Source organism: Idiomarina rhizosphaerae, from assembly GCF_024159085.1.
Lineage (GTDB): Bacteria > Pseudomonadota > Gammaproteobacteria > Enterobacterales > Alteromonadaceae > Idiomarina > Idiomarina rhizosphaerae.
The window spans coordinates 368,560-384,316 of record NZ_JAMZDE010000008.1; the positions used below are offsets into that span (position 1 = coordinate 368,560).

At 44.7% G+C, this 15,757-nt stretch carries 16 protein-coding genes; 6 read left to right on the top strand and 10 right to left on the bottom strand.

All coding sequences use genetic code 11. From position 1 onward, the window contains the following. Nucleotides 1-70 precede the first annotated feature (70 nt). From NJR55_RS12095 to NJR55_RS12105, 3 genes are read right to left on the bottom strand one after another with little or no spacing between them, the layout of a single operon-like run. The gene (locus NJR55_RS12095; RefSeq protein WP_253620178.1) at nucleotides 71-421 is read right to left on the bottom strand and encodes a hypothetical protein; all 351 of its coding nucleotides are present in this window, start codon (nucleotides 419-421) and stop codon (nucleotides 71-73) included. After that, nucleotides 422-1,582, bottom strand: a complete 1,161-nt coding sequence (locus NJR55_RS12100; protein WP_253620179.1) for a benzoate/H(+) symporter BenE family transporter — start codon at nucleotides 1,580-1,582, stop codon at nucleotides 422-424. It abuts the gene before it with no gap. 20 nt (nucleotides 1,583-1,602) lie between these two features. Next, on the bottom strand, nucleotides 1,603-2,397 hold the full coding sequence (locus tag NJR55_RS12105; RefSeq protein WP_253620180.1) for a DUF817 domain-containing protein: 795 nt from the start codon (nucleotides 2,395-2,397) through the stop codon (nucleotides 1,603-1,605). Nucleotides 2,398-2,635: 238 nt separating this feature from the next. Here NJR55_RS12105 and NJR55_RS12110 point away from each other — a divergent pair, with 238 nt between their 5' ends. Further along, on the top strand, nucleotides 2,636-3,304 hold the full coding sequence (locus NJR55_RS12110; RefSeq protein WP_253620181.1) for a haloacid dehalogenase type II: 669 nt from the start codon (nucleotides 2,636-2,638) through the stop codon (nucleotides 3,302-3,304). A 3-nt stretch (nucleotides 3,305-3,307) separates the two neighbouring features. Here NJR55_RS12110 and NJR55_RS12115 read toward each other — a convergent pair whose 3' ends face one another. After that, the gene (locus tag NJR55_RS12115; RefSeq protein WP_253620182.1) at nucleotides 3,308-5,359 is read right to left on the bottom strand and encodes a TonB-dependent receptor; all 2,052 of its coding nucleotides are present in this window, start codon (nucleotides 5,357-5,359) and stop codon (nucleotides 3,308-3,310) included. Between the two features lie 98 nt (nucleotides 5,360-5,457). Continuing rightward, nucleotides 5,458-6,003, bottom strand: coding sequence for a DUF924 family protein (locus NJR55_RS12120; protein WP_253620183.1), 546 nt, complete (start codon nucleotides 6,001-6,003; stop codon nucleotides 5,458-5,460). 143 nt (nucleotides 6,004-6,146) lie between these two features. On the opposite strand from NJR55_RS12120, the gene NJR55_RS12125 reads away from it, so the two are divergent. From NJR55_RS12125 to NJR55_RS12135, 3 genes are read left to right on the top strand one after another with little or no spacing between them, the layout of a single operon-like run. Beyond that, nucleotides 6,147-7,661 carry a PepSY-associated TM helix domain-containing protein gene (locus NJR55_RS12125; RefSeq protein ID WP_253620184.1) on the top strand — a complete coding sequence of 505 codons (1,515 nt, stop codon included), beginning with the start codon at nucleotides 6,147-6,149 and terminating at the stop codon, nucleotides 7,659-7,661. Continuing rightward, nucleotides 7,648-7,989, top strand: a complete 342-nt coding sequence (locus NJR55_RS12130; protein WP_253620185.1) for a hypothetical protein — start codon at nucleotides 7,648-7,650, stop codon at nucleotides 7,987-7,989. The genes NJR55_RS12125 and NJR55_RS12130 overlap by 14 nt, the downstream gene beginning before the upstream one ends. Beyond that, nucleotides 7,986-8,270: a DUF3325 family protein gene (locus NJR55_RS12135; protein WP_253620186.1), complete on the top strand. Its 285-nt coding sequence runs from the start codon at nucleotides 7,986-7,988 to the stop codon at nucleotides 8,268-8,270. Before NJR55_RS12130 ends, NJR55_RS12135 begins: the two co-directional genes overlap by 4 nt. 45 nt (nucleotides 8,271-8,315) lie before the next feature. Here the strand turns inward: NJR55_RS12135 and NJR55_RS12140 are convergent, their stop codons facing one another. The 4 genes from NJR55_RS12140 to NJR55_RS13805 form a co-directional block, all read right to left on the bottom strand. Beyond that, nucleotides 8,316-10,502: a TonB-dependent siderophore receptor gene (locus NJR55_RS12140; RefSeq protein WP_253620187.1), complete on the bottom strand. Its 2,187-nt coding sequence runs from the start codon at nucleotides 10,500-10,502 to the stop codon at nucleotides 8,316-8,318. 266 nt (nucleotides 10,503-10,768) lie between these two features. Continuing rightward, a complete protein-coding gene (locus NJR55_RS12145; RefSeq protein WP_253620188.1) occupies nucleotides 10,769-11,779 on the bottom strand; it encodes an alpha/beta hydrolase family protein in 1,011 nt (336 codons plus the stop codon). Nucleotides 11,780-11,870: 91 nt separating this feature from the next. Next, complete coding sequence (locus NJR55_RS12150; RefSeq protein ID WP_253620189.1) at nucleotides 11,871-12,404, bottom strand: DUF1543 domain-containing protein; 534 nt, start codon at nucleotides 12,402-12,404, stop codon at nucleotides 11,871-11,873. Nucleotides 12,405-12,483: 79 nt separating this feature from the next. Further along, entirely contained in the window at nucleotides 12,484-12,597 is a 114-nt protein-coding gene (locus tag NJR55_RS13805) for a DUF1653 domain-containing protein (protein ID WP_420844467.1), read from the bottom strand. Nucleotides 12,598-12,880: 283 nt separating this feature from the next. Here NJR55_RS13805 and NJR55_RS12160 point away from each other — a divergent pair, with 283 nt between their 5' ends. Further along, nucleotides 12,881-13,684: a serine aminopeptidase domain-containing protein gene (locus tag NJR55_RS12160; RefSeq protein ID WP_253620190.1), complete on the top strand. Its 804-nt coding sequence runs from the start codon at nucleotides 12,881-12,883 to the stop codon at nucleotides 13,682-13,684. 159 nt (nucleotides 13,685-13,843) lie between these two features. Here NJR55_RS12160 and NJR55_RS12165 read toward each other — a convergent pair whose 3' ends face one another. Next, entirely contained in the window at nucleotides 13,844-14,122 is a 279-nt protein-coding gene (locus NJR55_RS12165; RefSeq protein WP_253620191.1) for an MBL fold metallo-hydrolase, read from the bottom strand. Between the two features lie 537 nt (nucleotides 14,123-14,659). Here NJR55_RS12165 and NJR55_RS12170 point away from each other — a divergent pair. Next, complete coding sequence (locus tag NJR55_RS12170; RefSeq protein ID WP_253620192.1) at nucleotides 14,660-15,685, top strand: IS110 family RNA-guided transposase; 1,026 nt, start codon at nucleotides 14,660-14,662, stop codon at nucleotides 15,683-15,685. The last annotated feature ends 72 nt before the right edge of the window (nucleotides 15,686-15,757 follow it).

Here is a 15,757-nt window from a genome sequence, read left to right on the forward strand (position 1 = left end):
AAATCTTGGCTCAATACACTCATCGAGCCTTAACGGATTCTTTACACTAATAAGTAAATTAACTGCTTATTTAGTATGACCAGTTGCCCTGCTCTTCCACCAGAACATCTTGATTATTTTGAATAACCTGAAGCAAACCTGATTCAAAGACTTTATAAGTCGTATTCCCGTTTTTAAATTGATACCCCTGAAAGCGGCAAGGTGTCACTCCGTCAGCACAAAGTGAGTGAAGTGTTTTGCCTTTTAGCTCTATGCGGTTACCTGATGCTTTTGACACACCGACATAACTCACGTTATCGCACGTAACAGAGCCTTCCTGACAGTGACGTTCAATTTCAACAATATAGTGTTCTGTTGTCAGCGTATCTCCGAATGCTGCACCAGATAATATGAATGCACTTAATAAAATAAATTTTTTCATCTACTTTTCCCTGCTGACATTACTCAGAAAATAATACCCGACTAAACCAATTAACAAGCCCCAAAATGAACTATTAATACCTAAGAAATTGACGCCAGATGCTGTAACAATAAAAGCCATAACCGAAGCAAGCAAAGTCTCCTCATGACTAAACGCCTGCCGAAAGTTAACCGCAAGCACCGGTAACAGAGCTAAACCAGCCAGGGCCGACGTTGCTTCGGTTGGTAAAGCCAGAAACAATCCAACAATTAATGAGCCGGCAAGCCCGGCAATAATATAGAATACGCCCGCTGCTATAGCCGCTTTATAACGCTGACTACGATCGGTATCGGCATCTGAGGTTTGACAAATAGCGGCGGTAATTGCGGCCAGGTTTATCGCGAAAACCCCGAGTGGAGCCATAATAACGCCGAATAACCCAGTCACTCGTAACAGCGGAGATAGCGGCACCGCATAGCCGTTACTGCGCAGCATCATAATGCCCGGCAGGTTCTGCGAAACCATAGTGACAACATACAAAGGAATGCCAACCCCAACCAGTAAAGAGAAGTTGAATTCAGGCCATACCCAGACCCAGTCGGGAGCGGAGACTATCAACTGGCTTGTATCAAATTGCTTTGTCAGCACCGGCAAGCCCACTGCAGCCAGCAACACCCAGAAAAAAACCAGCTTAGGTGTAAGCTTCCGCATCACAAAATAAACAATGACTAAGGTTGCGGTAATTAAAGGTTGATTATCAAAGGCAGGAACTAAAGCCAGCACAAACTTAAGTAAAATGCCGGCCAATATAGCCGCCGCTATTTCGACCGGAATGTATTTTAAAAGTCGGTCAGAAATGCCGCTTAGGCCGCTAAGTAAAATTAAACCTGACGAAAAAATAAAAATGCCAACCGCTTCAGCGACTGAAACACCGGCAAGTGCGATAATGAGCAGTGCAACACCCGGTGTGGACCATGCAGTCAATATCGGGGCTTTATATCGCCACGACAGAATAATACTGCTTAACCCCATAGCTAAGCCTAAAGCCAGCAACCAGGAACTCTGCAACGCGGCCGAGCCATTGAGGCTTTTTACTGCTTCGAGAATTAAAACAACCGCACTGCTGTAGCCAACAAAAACAGCTGTCGCCCCAGCCATAATATGAGAAATAGAAAACCTCATGGCACTTCCTTGTAGTCTGTTTATATCGCTTCGTTTTTTCTGCGTATTTTAATTTTATTAATTGAAGCAACTAATACGAAGCTCAGTAGCATCAATAAAAACCAGGAGCTTAATTTGGCCAGCGGCACCATTTGCCACTCGCTGGCCTGGTTCGGATAAATCCAAATATTGGCATAAGTGGCAATATTTTCAGCAAACCAGATAAATAGCGCAACCAGAAACCATCCTACTAAAAGAGGCATACTGCGATGCGTTCTATTAATTTTGTAGTAAATAGCGGTCCGATAAAACAGAAAAAAAGTAAAGGCGACTAAAATCCAGCGCATATCCCAAATATAGTGATGACTGAAAAAATTGATATAAACCAGCGTCACTAAAACCAAAGTGAGGCTCTTGGGTGGATAATAAGAATATTCAAATTCGAAGATGCGCCAGACCCGGGCAATATAGCTGCCAACGGCACTATACATAAACCCTGTAAATAAAGGGACGTTGGCAATACCAAATACATAGTCTTCAGGATAAACCCAGGCACCTATTGCGTCCGAGGTTTTAAACAGCTCCATTACCGTTGCTACAATATGGAACACCAGAATGACAACGCATTCACGCAGAGTCTCAAGCCTGAATACTAACAGAAGAATTTGAAAGCCGATGGCGGCCAGGAAAATGAAGTCGTAACGATGTAATGCTTCCAGCGGATACCAGAACTTGGTTATCAGCATGAGTGCCAGTAAAAAGCCACCAAAAACACAGGCGTAAGCTTGTTTTACACCAAATAACCACAGTTCCTTTGCAAACGTTTTGATGTCCATATCTTCTATCCAGAGAGTTCAGAACAGGTAAGGCACTGAATAATAATGCCTTACCTGCCGACAATTTAGAAGCTAATGGTAACACCAAACCAGAAATTTCTGGCTTTATCTTTCGTCCGTAAAAACAACGTCGCTAACGGCACCTCGCCGATGACATACTCCAACAAATTAAAGCGAGCTAAATTGGAGTTTTTTTCGTAGAAGAAGAATCTGTATTTTAAGTAGCTGGAGTGTAGTTTTGACGAATTTGGCTTTTGACGTTTATGGCACGCTTATCGACGCGCAAAGTGTGGTTTCAACATTAAGTTCATACCTTGGCACAGACAAAGCAGAGAGTTTTTCGAGTCGTTGGCGTGATAAGCAATTAGAATATTCGTTTCGTCGAGGACTTATGCGGCAATATCAGGACTTTGCAGTTTGCACTAAGGAAGCCCTGGAGTTTACCAACAACGAATATGGTTCACCTTTAAATGAAGAGCAAAAAGAAAACTTGCTCGATACCTATACTCGTCTGCCTGCATTTGATGATGCCAGGGCGGCACTTAGCAAGTTGAGCTTATCGGGCATGGGTTGCTTTGCTTTTTCCAATGGCAGCCAGGAGGCCGTTTCCGGGTTACTGGAGAAAGCCGAATTGAGCAGCTATTTTAATGACGTTATAAGCTGCAAAGACATTAAAAGCTTCAAGCCTGACCCGGAAGTCTATCAACATTTTCTTGATAAAACGGGCGGTCAGGCCGAGAGCACCTGGCTTATCTCCAGTAACAGTTTTGACATTATCGGGGCTAACGCCGCTGGCTGGAAAACCGCCTGGGTAAAACGGACTAAAGAGGCTCAGTTTGACCCGTGGGGAATCGAGCCTACCATTACCGTAAGCTCGCTTTCACAGCTGATTGAAAATATAAAATAAGGTTTAAAACTCGTACGACAGTTCAAAGCGAACGGTTCTTGGCTCCATTATATGATAATGCAAGTCTTCCACACCGGTTGCCGGCTCGCCCGGCAACCGCGATGCGTAAAAGTAGTCTATGTCATGATCATTGCTGTCAAACACATTAAGAACCTGTAAGTTCAGCGCCCATGCGTTCCACTTTTTGCCCAGCAAAAAGTTTACAACGGTCGAGCTGTCAGAACGCTCTGAGTTATCTTCAACCAAAGGACGCTCTCCTAAATAGCGCAAACGCACTGTTGAAAACCAGTTGTCATCAAAGCGTTTTGTCACGCCCAGCTGAAGAATGTCCTCCATAGCACCGGGTATTTCCTGTTCAAGCACATTGCTGTCATCAAACTTAGCATCGGTATAGGCGTATTCCAGATCAAAACTTAGCTGGTCACTGTAATTGTAATAGGCAGCCAATTCGATACCCTGTCGTTTTGATGGACGGCTGGCTTCTGTATTACCGGCGTCTCCCACAAACAATAATTCGCTGTCTTGTTCTAATGACCACAGTGCCAGTGAACTGTTAAATTTCGCACTAGGCCGCCAGCGCACACCAACTTCGTAACCAAAGGTTCTGACCAACGGATCAACCGAATCAACGGCGTCGCCATTATTCGGATCAACACTTGTCACCGTGCCTCTTGCATCGTTGGAATGAAAGCCCTGCCCGGCTGACAGGTACAACTCCGCGTCGTCAGTTAATAAATAGTTCGCACTTCCTTTAAAAGACCAGAGGTCATCCGAAGTTTCACCGTTGTTCGGAGCAAGTGCCACGTTATAGATATTAGTATCAACTAAGGAGTTAACCTCAAAATCAAAGTAGTCATAACGCAATGAAAGGTTCGTTCTCAGCCTGCTAGTCCACTGATAGTCGTAACTGGCATAAACGCCGGTGCTCCATTCATTAACCTTGTCGCTTCTTACCGTACCCAGTCGCTCCCGCTGTTGTGACCTGTGCAGGCCGACTTCGCCAATATCGTCGTAGCGGGTTGAGAAGCCTAAAGTCAGGTTGTTATCCGGATGCCAACTACCTGATGCTCCGTAAATTTTTCTGTCATCAACTTGCTCAAACTGGTCACCCAGCACAGGATCATCAAGGTAATAGGTGAAGTTTGAGAATAACGACAAATCGTAGTCGATAATATAGGTAGTTAGCGCGTAATCGGCCGTTGTGTAAATGGCATTGACGCTGTAGCGGTGCGTTTTTCCGCCCAGAGTATCATCAATAGAACCCAGCTCATCAATAATGCCCTGGCTTACCGCCCGTGAGGGAATTTGATCAGCACTGTTCCACTCATTCTCGTAACCCATAGCTCCAAAGGTAAGCACGCCCTCAGAAGTACGGATGCTGTGACGTACGATCGCATTGATTTTATCAACGTCCTCGTCAATATCCGTCCAGGGGCCATCATAAGTCTGGTACTCAAGCCCGTATAATGTCGTGTTAGTACTGTTCTGAGAAACGCTGTCAGCCAGCAAAACGCGCTGGTAGGCGTCTTCACCCAGGCTCACTTTTGCAAGGCCTTTTTTCCGCTTCATTTGGGTACTGAAGCCCACACTACCGGCGCTGGAAAAGTCGCCCACATCACCGTGATAAGAACCTTTCTGATAGGTCACCTGTTCAATCAGCTCAGGAATAAGAAAGTTAATATCGGTATAGCCGTGACCGTGTCCATGAGTTGGCATATTAACCGGCATACCATCAATATAAGTGGCGAAATCAGTGCCGTGGTCGAGGTTGAAGCCACGTAAAAAGTACTGGTTCGCTTTGCCGCTGCCACTGTGCTGAGTCGCACTCATTCCCGGAATCAGTTCCATTAACTCGCCGGTACGCAACATAGGCCGAATTTCTATTTCAGGTTGCCCCAGCACACCTTCAGAAGCCGACATGGCCTGCCCCAGCAAATTCGCCTGATGCCCAGAAACTAATATTCGTTCAATACCATCGTGCGCAGCTACCTGCGCGGAGTTAAACAAAGCACCTGAAACAACCACAGAAAGAAACGCGAGCTTAAAAGTCTTCATTGACGGAGTTATCCCTTCTCAAAATTTTTCGCAGTTTACCTTACAGAAAGCGCTCACGGTGAAAATTTGAGAGCAAAAGGCTGAATCTGGCGACAAACTTAAAAGCTCGACCCCGGCTGCTTAAGGAAGGCTTCCTCTACAGGGGTGGATTCACGACCCAATATGGCATTTCGGTGTGGGTAACGGCCAAAGCGATCAATAATTTCTTTATGCTTCACTTCAAACTGATAGTTATTTTCAAGACCTGGCTGGTCAAAAAGCTCAATAGCCTGCTTGTGAATCAGCTTCGATTCACTGTGCATATAGGGCATGTATAAAAAAGATTTCTCATGAGATTCTAACGATTCGTCTGCACATTGAGCTACAGCTTCCTGCGCCAGCACCAAAGCTATAGTGTCCTGTGCAAAGGCTTTCGGCGTATCCCGATAGATATTGCGCGAAAATTGATCGAGTACAATAATTTCTGCTAAACGCCCTTTTTCAGTAGCACGCCAATGCCAAAGTTCCCCTTCTCCAGCGGCTTCCAGGGTGTCAGAAAACCGCTTCTTAATCGATTTATCCAGCTCGTCACTTTTGACGAACCATTGCTTTGGCGTCAGCTCATTGAACCAGAATTCGATAACTTCGTTCGCTTTAGCAACCATATAAAGTCTCCAAAAAGTTAAACTATACACCGATAACGCAAATGATAATGGTTTTCATTAAAATGCATTTTGTGGTTTAATACTGCTCTGACAAAAACTAAAAAATCACTTTTACTATTATGAAAGCACGATTCAGAGACAGTATGACCTGGCTCCATACGTGGGCTGGATTAGTTGTAGGCTGGATACTGTTTGCGGTTTTTCTGACCGGAACATTAGCCTATTTCCAGTTCGAGATTACACAATGGATGCTGCCCGATGTAAAGCAACATGCAACGCCCGAAAAGGCGGTTGCACAAGCACAAGACTACCTTGAAAAACAAGCCCCTGATTCACCGGGCTGGTCCATTACTTTGCCCGATGAGCGCTCTCCCATTACCACTATTTTTTGGCGTGACCCTAATGCCAGTAATGGTCGTGGTTTTGAGTTCGCCGTTCTTGATGGTGATGGTAAAAAAATTGAGCAACGTGAAACCCGCGGCGGCAACTTCCTTTATCGCTTTCATTTTGATCTTCACTATATGCCGGTATTTATTGCCCGCTGGCTGGTAGGTATATGTGCCATGCTTATGCTGATAGCCATAGTTACCGGCGTGGTCATACATAAAAAAATATTCAAAGACTTTTTCACCTTTCAGGCAGGTAAAGGCCCGCGCAGCTGGCTCGACGGACATACTATTACGTCGGTATTCGCTTTGCCTTTTCATTTTATGATCACCTACACCGGCCTGGTGACACTCATGCTGATGTATATGTCCTCGGCCGTGTCGTTAAGCTATGGCGACAGGGGTGAGTTTTTTAACGACCTACAGTCCCAACCCCCTAAGCTACAGGCAAGTGGTGAAAGCGCAAATTTAGCTGACTTGCAGGCACTTTATTTTAAAGCGCGGGAAGACATAAAGGGCAACCCCATTCGTTTAGCTCAAATTAGTCATCCCGGAGATACGAATGCCACCGTCACTTTCTACGAAGCGCCAACCCAATCGCTTATGTCAGACTATACGACGCTGACTTATTCAGCCGTAACTGGTGAGCAGTTACATGTCCAGCCTGTAAAAAATAGCGCAGAACTGACACGGCGCACCATGATAGGCCTGCACGCCGGTCGCTTTGCCGATACTCAGCTGCGTTGGCTGTATTTCTTCTCAGGAATTATGGGCACCTTGATGATAGCCACAGGCTTAGTTTTATGGTTTGAAAAACGCAAAAAGAAACTGCAAGCCAGTGGCAACCTGTCATTCGGCCATTACTTAGTAAGCGGGTTAAACGCAGGCTTTATTATGGGCCTTCCACTTGCCGTTGCCACCTACTTCCTGAGTAATCGTTTGCTCCCCATCTCTGCCGATAACCGGGCTGAACTTGAAATTGCCTGGTTCTTCTTTGGCTGGTTGTTAATGGTCTGCTACCCGCTGCTTCGCGGCGCCAAAAAAACCTGGCGAGACGGCGCACTGCTTAATGGTCTTGCCTACCTAAGCTTGCCTTTTATCAGCTTTATTACTGTCGACCGGCACCTTCTGAATTATCAGTATCCGCGCGACTGGCCTTTATTTGGCATGGATACCAGTTTCATTTTAACGGCAGCCGCGTTTTTAGGACTCACTTGGTACCTGTTCCGCAAATGGAATTCAAAGGAGACGCAAAACGATGTTGAAAGATAAAATAGCAAATGCGCCGTCTAAACTGTCCGTAAGTTATCGAGTTCTGCTAGCAACAGTCGGTGGGTTTATCTTTACACTTATTGTTACAGTCTTCACGCCTGAACTGTTTTTATGGGCTTTTGGCTGGAATAAAGCCACAAGCTTAATGTGGATGATGCTACTGAGCTTTGGCGTCTACTGCGGTCTGGTTATGTGGATTATTGCTACTCGCAAGTTACTGAAAACAAGTCTCATACTGTTGTTATGCGGAGTTGCCCTGTCTTTTAGTTTTATCCAGCTGCAGTCTCATAACGCAGGGAAACCAGCGGAAACTGAGGTAACATCATGATATCAGCTGTCATTTGGTTGCTTAGCTTAGCGGGCTTTTGGCTCCTATGCATTGTTACAGCGCGCCACCGCAAGCTATTTCATTTGAAGCCATTGAGCCAGCGTGCCGAGCGGATCTATAAAATTGCAGGCTTTATATTGCTCAGTCTTGCTCTGGCCGGCACAAGCTTAATGCCAAACCCTGTAGACGGAATACTGGTCTGGTTTGGTATTCTGACTTTCGCCTCACTGCTTATTTCCGCGCTATTAGCGGTTCAACAGCAACGCAAACGCAAGGCATAAAAAAACCGGTGCTTTTGAAGGCACCGGCTCATTATTTTCAGTCACTTAAAACTTATAATTAAAGCTCAAAGTGTAATCGCGTGGTGTACCGTAGCGGTAACCATAGGCAAACCCAGCCTGACTGTAATATTTCTCATCAAATAAGTTCGCTACGTTAAGTTGTAAGCTCATGTTATCTGATAACTTGTAACGTGCCATCAGGTTCACTAACCAATACGCGTCCTGAGTGAATGTTTCCGTTTCAAGAGTAGCGGGGTTCCTTCCAGTCGAATAAACATCTCCCTGCCAGTTCGCACCACCACCAATAGTCAGCTCAGGCAAAAGCTCAACAAACTGATAGGTAGTAAACAACTTGAACAGCTTATCTGGAGTATCCGTGTTTACCAGCATTCCATTGGCGTTTTCTGCTTCATGCTGGGAATATCCGGCAGAAATATTCCAGCCATCAACGGGTTGACCAACGATCTCAGCTTCAAACCCTGTGCTCTCGGTACCTTGTTCAGCAATGTAAGCGGTTTGCAGTTCTGGTGTTGCCTCATGATTTGGATCGACAACAGCCAGGTTATCTTGCTCTATTTTGAAAACGGCAATTGAAGTATGCAGTCGGTCATTTAAGAAAGTACTTTTAAGTCCTAACTCATTACTTTGACCTTCTAAAGGATCCAGAAACTCTCCATTAGTGTCTTTACGATTCTGAGGATTAAAAATCTCTGTAAAACTCGCATATAAACGGTGATTATCAGTTAAGTCATAAAGCAACCCTGCGTAAGGAACAAAAACTCCAGAGTCACCATAGTCAACAACCGTTCCGTAACTAATCCCATCACGATCCCAGCTTGAAACACGGCCACCAACAACAAATTTTAAGCTGTCAGAAAGTGACAAGCGAGTAGCCGCATAAAAGCCTTTTTCTTCAGTAGCAGTATCTTCTCCTGGAATAGGCTCATCCGCCCACTGAGGTTCCTCTATGTTAGGCCACTCATAAAAATTGCCGACCGGCACCTGATCGTAAGTGCCATCACCACCTAGTGGTTGCGGATTAAAAGTGTGCGCGAATTTGTCATGTTCACTGTATAAGGCACCAATTACAAGGTCATGTAAACGACCAAAACCTGAGAATTGCACTTTTAATTGCACGTCAAAGCTATTCTGACTATTTTCACCATCGCTGTTATAGCGCTGAGCTTTTAAGCCCGTGCCAGTTTCTTTGTCTAGCAAATTCTCAGGGTCACTTCCGTTGATATAAAGTAGTTTGGATGTTTTATCAGCCTTTAAGCCGTTATAATTGGCTAGAAGCTCCCAACCGTTATCAAAAACATGGTTCAGGTTGACGAAATAATTGGTACTGGTTGTTTCCCAGTTAGTCCAGTCAGCTCCGGTTGTTTTCGAAACATCCCAGTCTGTGTAGGTACCATCAGAGTAAAATGCAGGAAGGAATCCCCACATAGCGCCCTTAGGCTCATGGTGTTGATAACTCCCCCCAACTCTTAATAAAGTAGAATTTGTTATATCTGCCTCAACAACACCGTAGAAAACTTCCTTACTTTCTTCTAAGAAATCGACATGCGATTCGCTATCATCAACTTTTACCACAGCACGACCACGAATACTGCCGCTAGCATTTAATGCACTGCCAACATCAGCGGTTACCTGCTTACTGTTCCAGCGACCCACAGAAGCATTAATATAGCCTTCAAACTCTTTACTAGTAGCGTGCTTACGGACTAAGTTAATTGACGCAGAGGGGTCACCAACCCCCGTTAACAATCCAGTCGCTCCGCGTACGAACTCAATACGCTCGTAAATAGCAACGTCTGCGATGGTTTCACCCGCATCACCAGCAATACTCCATGATGTGGGAACTCCGTCAATTTGGTAGTTACTGATTTCGAATCCACGGGCATAAAACGTATTACGTACGTTGTCCAATTCCGACGCCGAAACACCGACCGCGTTATTTACCGCTTCAAGTACCGTATCGATATTCTGATCAAACATTCTTTCGTCGGTAAGAATACTGACCGACTGAGGCGTTTCACGCAGTGTTAAGCCAAGCCCGGTAGCGGAATCAAGAGTCTGACTGACGGTGTATTTTCCAGTTACTTTAATCCGCTCAAGATTTTCATCATTGGTTGGCTTTTCTTTTTCCGCGCTTTGCGGTGCGGCAAATGTTGCAACTGGGTTCAAGGCTATTGCTATAGCCGCTGCCAGCGGAAGGACACGCACGTTCATACCTTTTTTACTCCCTTGGTTAATATTGGAATCAAAATAACACAATTACGAATCGTTATCATTGATATTCGTATCTAATAACCAACTACTTGCCGCAACATTGTTATTAAGGTAATGGTTTGTGGTAATGCCGAAAAGCTTGAAGAGGATGACTACGGATATATATTTCAGGTGGTGGTAAACGATGACAGCATCGTGACAAACCGGCTTTATGTAGCGGCCGTACGATGAAACTCGTACGACCGGTCATGCCGTTGATGAAGTGTTTATTCCCAGTTAGCTCTAAACCAGGACATCATTTCGCTTCTTATTTCCTTTTGCTTAGGGAAAGAACGATGTTTTAGTCCCTCATATATTGAAAGTTTATGGGTGAAACCTTCTTTCTCAAGCACTTTATCCAAAGCAATACTGGACTCCACTGAAACACGTTCGTCTTTGTCGCCATGTATTAACAGAATAGGAATGTCGTTATCAATTTCGTCCATCCAGAAAACAGCAGAACGTTTTCTCAGTTCCTCTTCTTTATTCTGTTCATAATTCGGAATAAGAGCTTTATGCACTCGTTCCATTTCCGGACGATGCTTTTGCCCCTCGAACAAGTCATACTGGCCCGCATACAGAACCATAGCATCAACGTCTAAGCCGTTCTTCACCGCTAAAAGAGATTGCATGCCACCGCGACTGCCTCCATATAAGCCAACGTTCTCTGGATTAACATTCGGAAAGTGCTCGAATAACTGCGGCAACGCGACGACATCATTCACGTCGGCGCCGCCAAACTCATCTTTACCGGGTAATTTGGGAAGAGATCCCCGGTAACTTGAGGCCAAAATAGCCACATTACTTTCTGTCGCTAAACTAAAAAGCTGGCCGTATGCGCGGAAAAATGTCCAGGCGCCATAACTCGCATTTCCACCGCGGTTATAGATAATCACAGGGAGATCTGATTGACCTTTAGGAGCAACATAGTATGCGTGAACTACAGCTTCGTCGACTTTATACATAACGTTTTTGCAATCTAGGTTTTGCTGATAACTTTCAAAGTCTTCTTTTTTATAAGCGGTTTTAAGCTTATCCATAAACTTTTCTGCGTTAGGCTTGCCACTATTCATCTTGGCGATCTTTTCCATCCAACTATCATAGCTGGCAAATTCTCCACTGAAGCAGTCACTTGTCCCCATTAATTTAACATTGGGTTCCGCCTTAACTGGCGCCACTGCAAAACTAACAGCGGCTAACAGACTAAAAACTAGAGACTTCTTTATTATTCCTGTCATTTTTCTGTCCTTGAGTTTAGTGTTATTTTTAATCAAAACAATTAACAACTTACTATATAAAACAAAAATAACAACTTCAGCGACAAAAAAGTTACGGTAGTGGCTGATACCCTTTCCAGTCCGGTACCAGCGGCTGTTTTTCACCGTCAAGTTCAAGCGTCACATAGTGGTTATCCACCAAATCGACACACAAGCAGTCGTCCACCGCCAGTAAGTCATCTTTATGGATTTGCTCAGCGTCCGCTAAGCCGGCTTTGGAAACTTGTGCGCGAGCCAGTTGCTTTGCAGATTGCGGTGAGTCTGCGACCACCACAGTAAAGTCATGATACTCGACCAGCTTGTTCGGAAAATAACCACCGAAGTTAACGAAGTACAAGCGTTTTTGCGCAGGTTTCTCAGGCGCTTTAGAGGTAAGCTGAATGCGGTAGCCGTCCACATGGTGTAAATGAACAAAGCTATCCAGGTGCAGTCCTTTTTGCGTACCGAACCACCCTTTTCGAATAGCCGGATAGGTCTCTTCCATGCTCTGACCCACTACAAAGCGGATATCATGCAACTCAATGTTGGCTCCAGGCGCCGTGCCGCCCACATAAACTAAAAAGAGTTTGTTATCGGTTTCGTTCATTGTCTTCCCTTACTCATTGCCAATAAAACGGAATCGGGGTACGTCATTGCCGTCTATGTTCACCGTTTCCACGAACATGTCAAAGGGGCTGATAAAGCACCATCCACTCTTCTGTTTCGCTTTGGCGAGCAGTATCAATAACGCGGTAACGCCCGCCTTTGTAGTGTTCGTAAATACCCGGCTTTATGGTCATGTTGGTTTATTCCAATGCTTATGGTTACTAAAATACTTTGAAAGCATGCTACCAAAAGTTGTAGTTTAGCGTTTACTCATTTGCTCCCGGTCACCCGAAAAGAATGGTTTGTGATTAAAACAGTTAGCGGATAATCTTTTTTATAATTAAGAAATTAACCGGTATTTAATTCATGCGCAGCTTTAATCTACTACTTTTCGCTTTTACATTTTTGACCGTCAGCGGCTATTCAGCGGCTGCGTCAGAATTGACGTTTGAGACAGAGACGCTTCAGCGGCAATTAATGCCCGACTCTAGAATCACCTATCACCTTGGTTCAAGAGCAAAGCCAGCAAATAATCTACTGCTTATATTGCAAGGTTCTGACTGCCGGAGTTCATTAAAAAACCATTCTATTAAAGAAGTTTTACCCAAAGTACGACCCGACGCTGATGTACTGCTCATTGAGAAATGGGGACTCAGCCCACACACCTCTGACTGTCCGCAGGCCTACATCGACAATGACTCACCTTCACAACGGGTCAGTGACGCTAAACAGGTGCTGGAATACCTAAACAAAAAGAAGGATTATCAGTCAGTTTACGTTCTCGGTGGCAGTGAAGGAGCCGTTATTGCCGTGATGCTCCGCGAAGCGTTCCCCGGCATTACCGCCACTATCGCATTTAATGGTGGCGGCAATTCGTTTCAGAACGACATTGAGCACAATATAAAAGCATCGACACCCGCAGAGGTTACAGCATCGGTGCTGAATGAGTTTCGCAGTTTTGCAGAGCAAGTAAAAACATCAAAAGAGCCCTTCGCTGTTAATTCAAGTCAGCATGGTTACAAATGGTGGAAAGAAATGCTTACCCTCGAGCAAACTAAAGTCATCGAACACGGAAAAACACCTCTGCTTATTATTCAGTCGGAGCAGGACGCTTCAGTAGACCCTGAGCAAACCCATATAATGATAGAAAATCTGAGCAGTTCGGAGAATGTAAAATATCAGTACTTTGAAGAACTTGACCACGGCCTACGAAAAGAAAATGGCGACAGTATTGATGACTCCGCACTGGCTGTCATGCGAGGATGGTTTCAGAAACACTGAGAATGGTATGAGTTGCAGATATGAAAACAGATAACAAAATACTTTCGACCATATACTTGTCGCTGGTTTTTATTGGCGCCTACCTTGTTGGTGGTACCATCGCCAAATCGTTTAAAGCGGGTGAAATTACTCTACACAGTACAGAGTTTAAGGATTTTATCATAGCGCTCGTTTTTTCAGCACTTTACCATTGGTGGGAAGCGCGTAAAGAGAAGGCCAAAAACGAGGAGCTTTAATCCTCGCTGACTGCTCATTTAACGTTTTATAAACACCTTCTGAAGCCATTACCTCACCACCTAACGTATGGTCGACATGATTATGGCTATAAGCCAGGTAACGTACTCGCTGATCAAAGCGTTCTGATAACTCCTTTTTAAGGTATTGAGCCGCGTCTTTGTTAATTGGGTCAGTAACAAAAATGCCCTGCTCGGTACCCATAAAGCCAGAGTCAGAAATAGTCTCATTACTTATTGCTCCTCTAGCGAGTTGACCTTTGCGATATAAAAATGCTTAGCAACCCTAATTAATGGGCTTTTACGTTAGCTACTAATTCTGCATTGTTCCAGAAACAAAAATCGTATCTTTCTCAAACTAACCGAATAGTGGCCGGCAGTTTTACTTTGAATGATGACCGGTGGGATTCTTACTGTACACGCTCACTTACCCTCCACAATATTGCTTACTTTATTATTGTGTTGTGTATTTAACTCGTTTAAAGTCAATTACATAATTAAAAACGAAAAATTAAATATTGTGCACTCGTTAGAATGGAAATGAGCATGCTCAAATTGGTTTGCCGGTTTTTGGTGGGCTTTTTGAAAATAAATTGAGTTATTAAAGAGTTGCGAAGAAAAAAGCAGCTATTTAGTTAAGAACAAAGTGCGCACGCACAGTATACAAATAATGGTATGGACGCTCCCCTCTAAAAGCCCACTAAACTTGTTCTGTTAAGAACAGGGTCTTGAGGAGAGCGAAATGGACAAAGTTATATCGGTAATTGGAATTGATTTAGCTAAGAACGTGTTTCAGGTCTGCGCCGCTAATAATTCGGGTAAGCGCTTGTTCAACCGTTCGGTTAGTAGAGCTAAGCTTTTACCTATGCTGGCTAATATTCCCAAATGTATTGTAGGAATGGAAGCATGCAGTAGTTCTCACTATTGGGCGAGAGAGATTGAGCAGTTAGGGCATGAAGTTAAACTTATGCCACCGCAGTACGTTAAGCCTTATGTGAAGACGAATAAAAACGATGCAACCGATGCGGATGCTATTTGTGAAGCGGTCGTGCGACCCAGCATGCGTTTTGTCGCGATAAAGTCGGTTGAGCAGCAAGCTCTTATGCTTCTGCATCGTGACAGAAGAGGATTGGTTCGGGATCGAACATCGCTGGTTAACCGGCTACGTGCAATGATGGGTGAGTTCGGCGTGATAGCACCAGTCGGTCTTCATAAGTTCAGGAGTTGGCTTAAAGAAGAATACGGCGCCGTTGAATCACAACTCCCCGAGCTATTGCGACGGCACATTCATGTGATGGTTTCTAGGCTTTGGGAAACGGATGAGCATATAGCGCTTCTGGAGTCAGAAATTCACGGAAACTCCAGTAGCGCGGAAGATTGTAAAAGGCTGGGTGAAGTGCCGGGTATCGGCCCGTTAACGGCGTACGCGCTGGTGGCCAGTCTCGGTGATATTAAGAGTTTTAGTAACGGCAGAGCGTTCGCTGCCTGGTTAGGTCTTGTACCTAAGCAATATTCGAGTGGCGGTAAAAACAAATTGCAGGGCATCAGTAAGCGCGGTGATAGTTACCTACGCAGTATGTTAATACACGGTGCCAGAGCGGTTATCCGTCACTTGAACCCGAAACGCACAGTAAGCCGGTGGCTCAGAGATTTACTCTGCCGGCGACATAAGAATGTTGTGATAGTGGCGCTGGCCAATAAATTAGCAAGAATTGTGTGGGCGTTATTAAGTAAAGGAACAAAGTATCAGGAGTCATACTCCTGTTAAACAGCTCGCAACCGTGTTGCGCAGGTAAAAAGTAGAAGGCAAAGAGATGACATCGTCACTGGGTAAACCTGA

Bases quoted from the DNA above. Each gene is read 5' to 3' on its own strand.
- NJR55_RS12105 (WP_253620180.1), bottom strand. From the start codon at position 2,397: ATGGACATCAAAACGTTTGCAAAGGAACTGTGGTTATTTGGTGTAAAA.
- NJR55_RS12170 (WP_253620192.1), top strand. From the start codon at position 14,660: ATGGACAAAGTTATATCGGTAATTGGAATTGATTTAGCTAAGAACGTG.
- NJR55_RS12140 (WP_253620187.1), bottom strand. From the start codon at position 10,502: ATGAACGTGCGTGTCCTTCCGCTGGCAGCGGCTATAGCAATAGCCTTG.
- NJR55_RS12145 (WP_253620188.1), bottom strand. From the start codon at position 11,779: ATGACAGGAATAATAAAGAAGTCTCTAGTTTTTAGTCTGTTAGCCGCT.
- NJR55_RS12120 (WP_253620183.1), bottom strand. From the start codon at position 6,003: ATGGTTGCTAAAGCGAACGAAGTTATCGAATTCTGGTTCAATGAGCTG.
- NJR55_RS12130 (WP_253620185.1), top strand. From the start codon at position 7,648: ATGTTGAAAGATAAAATAGCAAATGCGCCGTCTAAACTGTCCGTAAGT.
- NJR55_RS12135 (WP_253620186.1), top strand. From the start codon at position 7,986: ATGATATCAGCTGTCATTTGGTTGCTTAGCTTAGCGGGCTTTTGGCTC.
- NJR55_RS12165 (WP_253620191.1), bottom strand. From the start codon at position 14,122: ATGGGTACCGAGCAGGGCATTTTTGTTACTGACCCAATTAACAAAGAC.
- NJR55_RS12150 (WP_253620189.1), bottom strand. From the start codon at position 12,404: ATGAACGAAACCGATAACAAACTCTTTTTAGTTTATGTGGGCGGCACG.
- NJR55_RS12100 (WP_253620179.1), bottom strand. From the start codon at position 1,582: ATGAGGTTTTCTATTTCTCATATTATGGCTGGGGCGACAGCTGTTTTT.
- NJR55_RS12095 (WP_253620178.1), bottom strand. From the start codon at position 421: ATGAAAAAATTTATTTTATTAAGTGCATTCATATTATCTGGTGCAGCA.
- NJR55_RS12160 (WP_253620190.1), top strand. From the start codon at position 12,881: ATGCCCGACTCTAGAATCACCTATCACCTTGGTTCAAGAGCAAAGCCA.
- NJR55_RS12125 (WP_253620184.1), top strand. From the start codon at position 6,147: ATGACCTGGCTCCATACGTGGGCTGGATTAGTTGTAGGCTGGATACTG.
- NJR55_RS13805 (WP_420844467.1), bottom strand. From the start codon at position 12,597: ATGACCATAAAGCCGGGTATTTACGAACACTACAAAGGCGGGCGTTAC.
- NJR55_RS12115 (WP_253620182.1), bottom strand. From the start codon at position 5,359: ATGAAGACTTTTAAGCTCGCGTTTCTTTCTGTGGTTGTTTCAGGTGCT.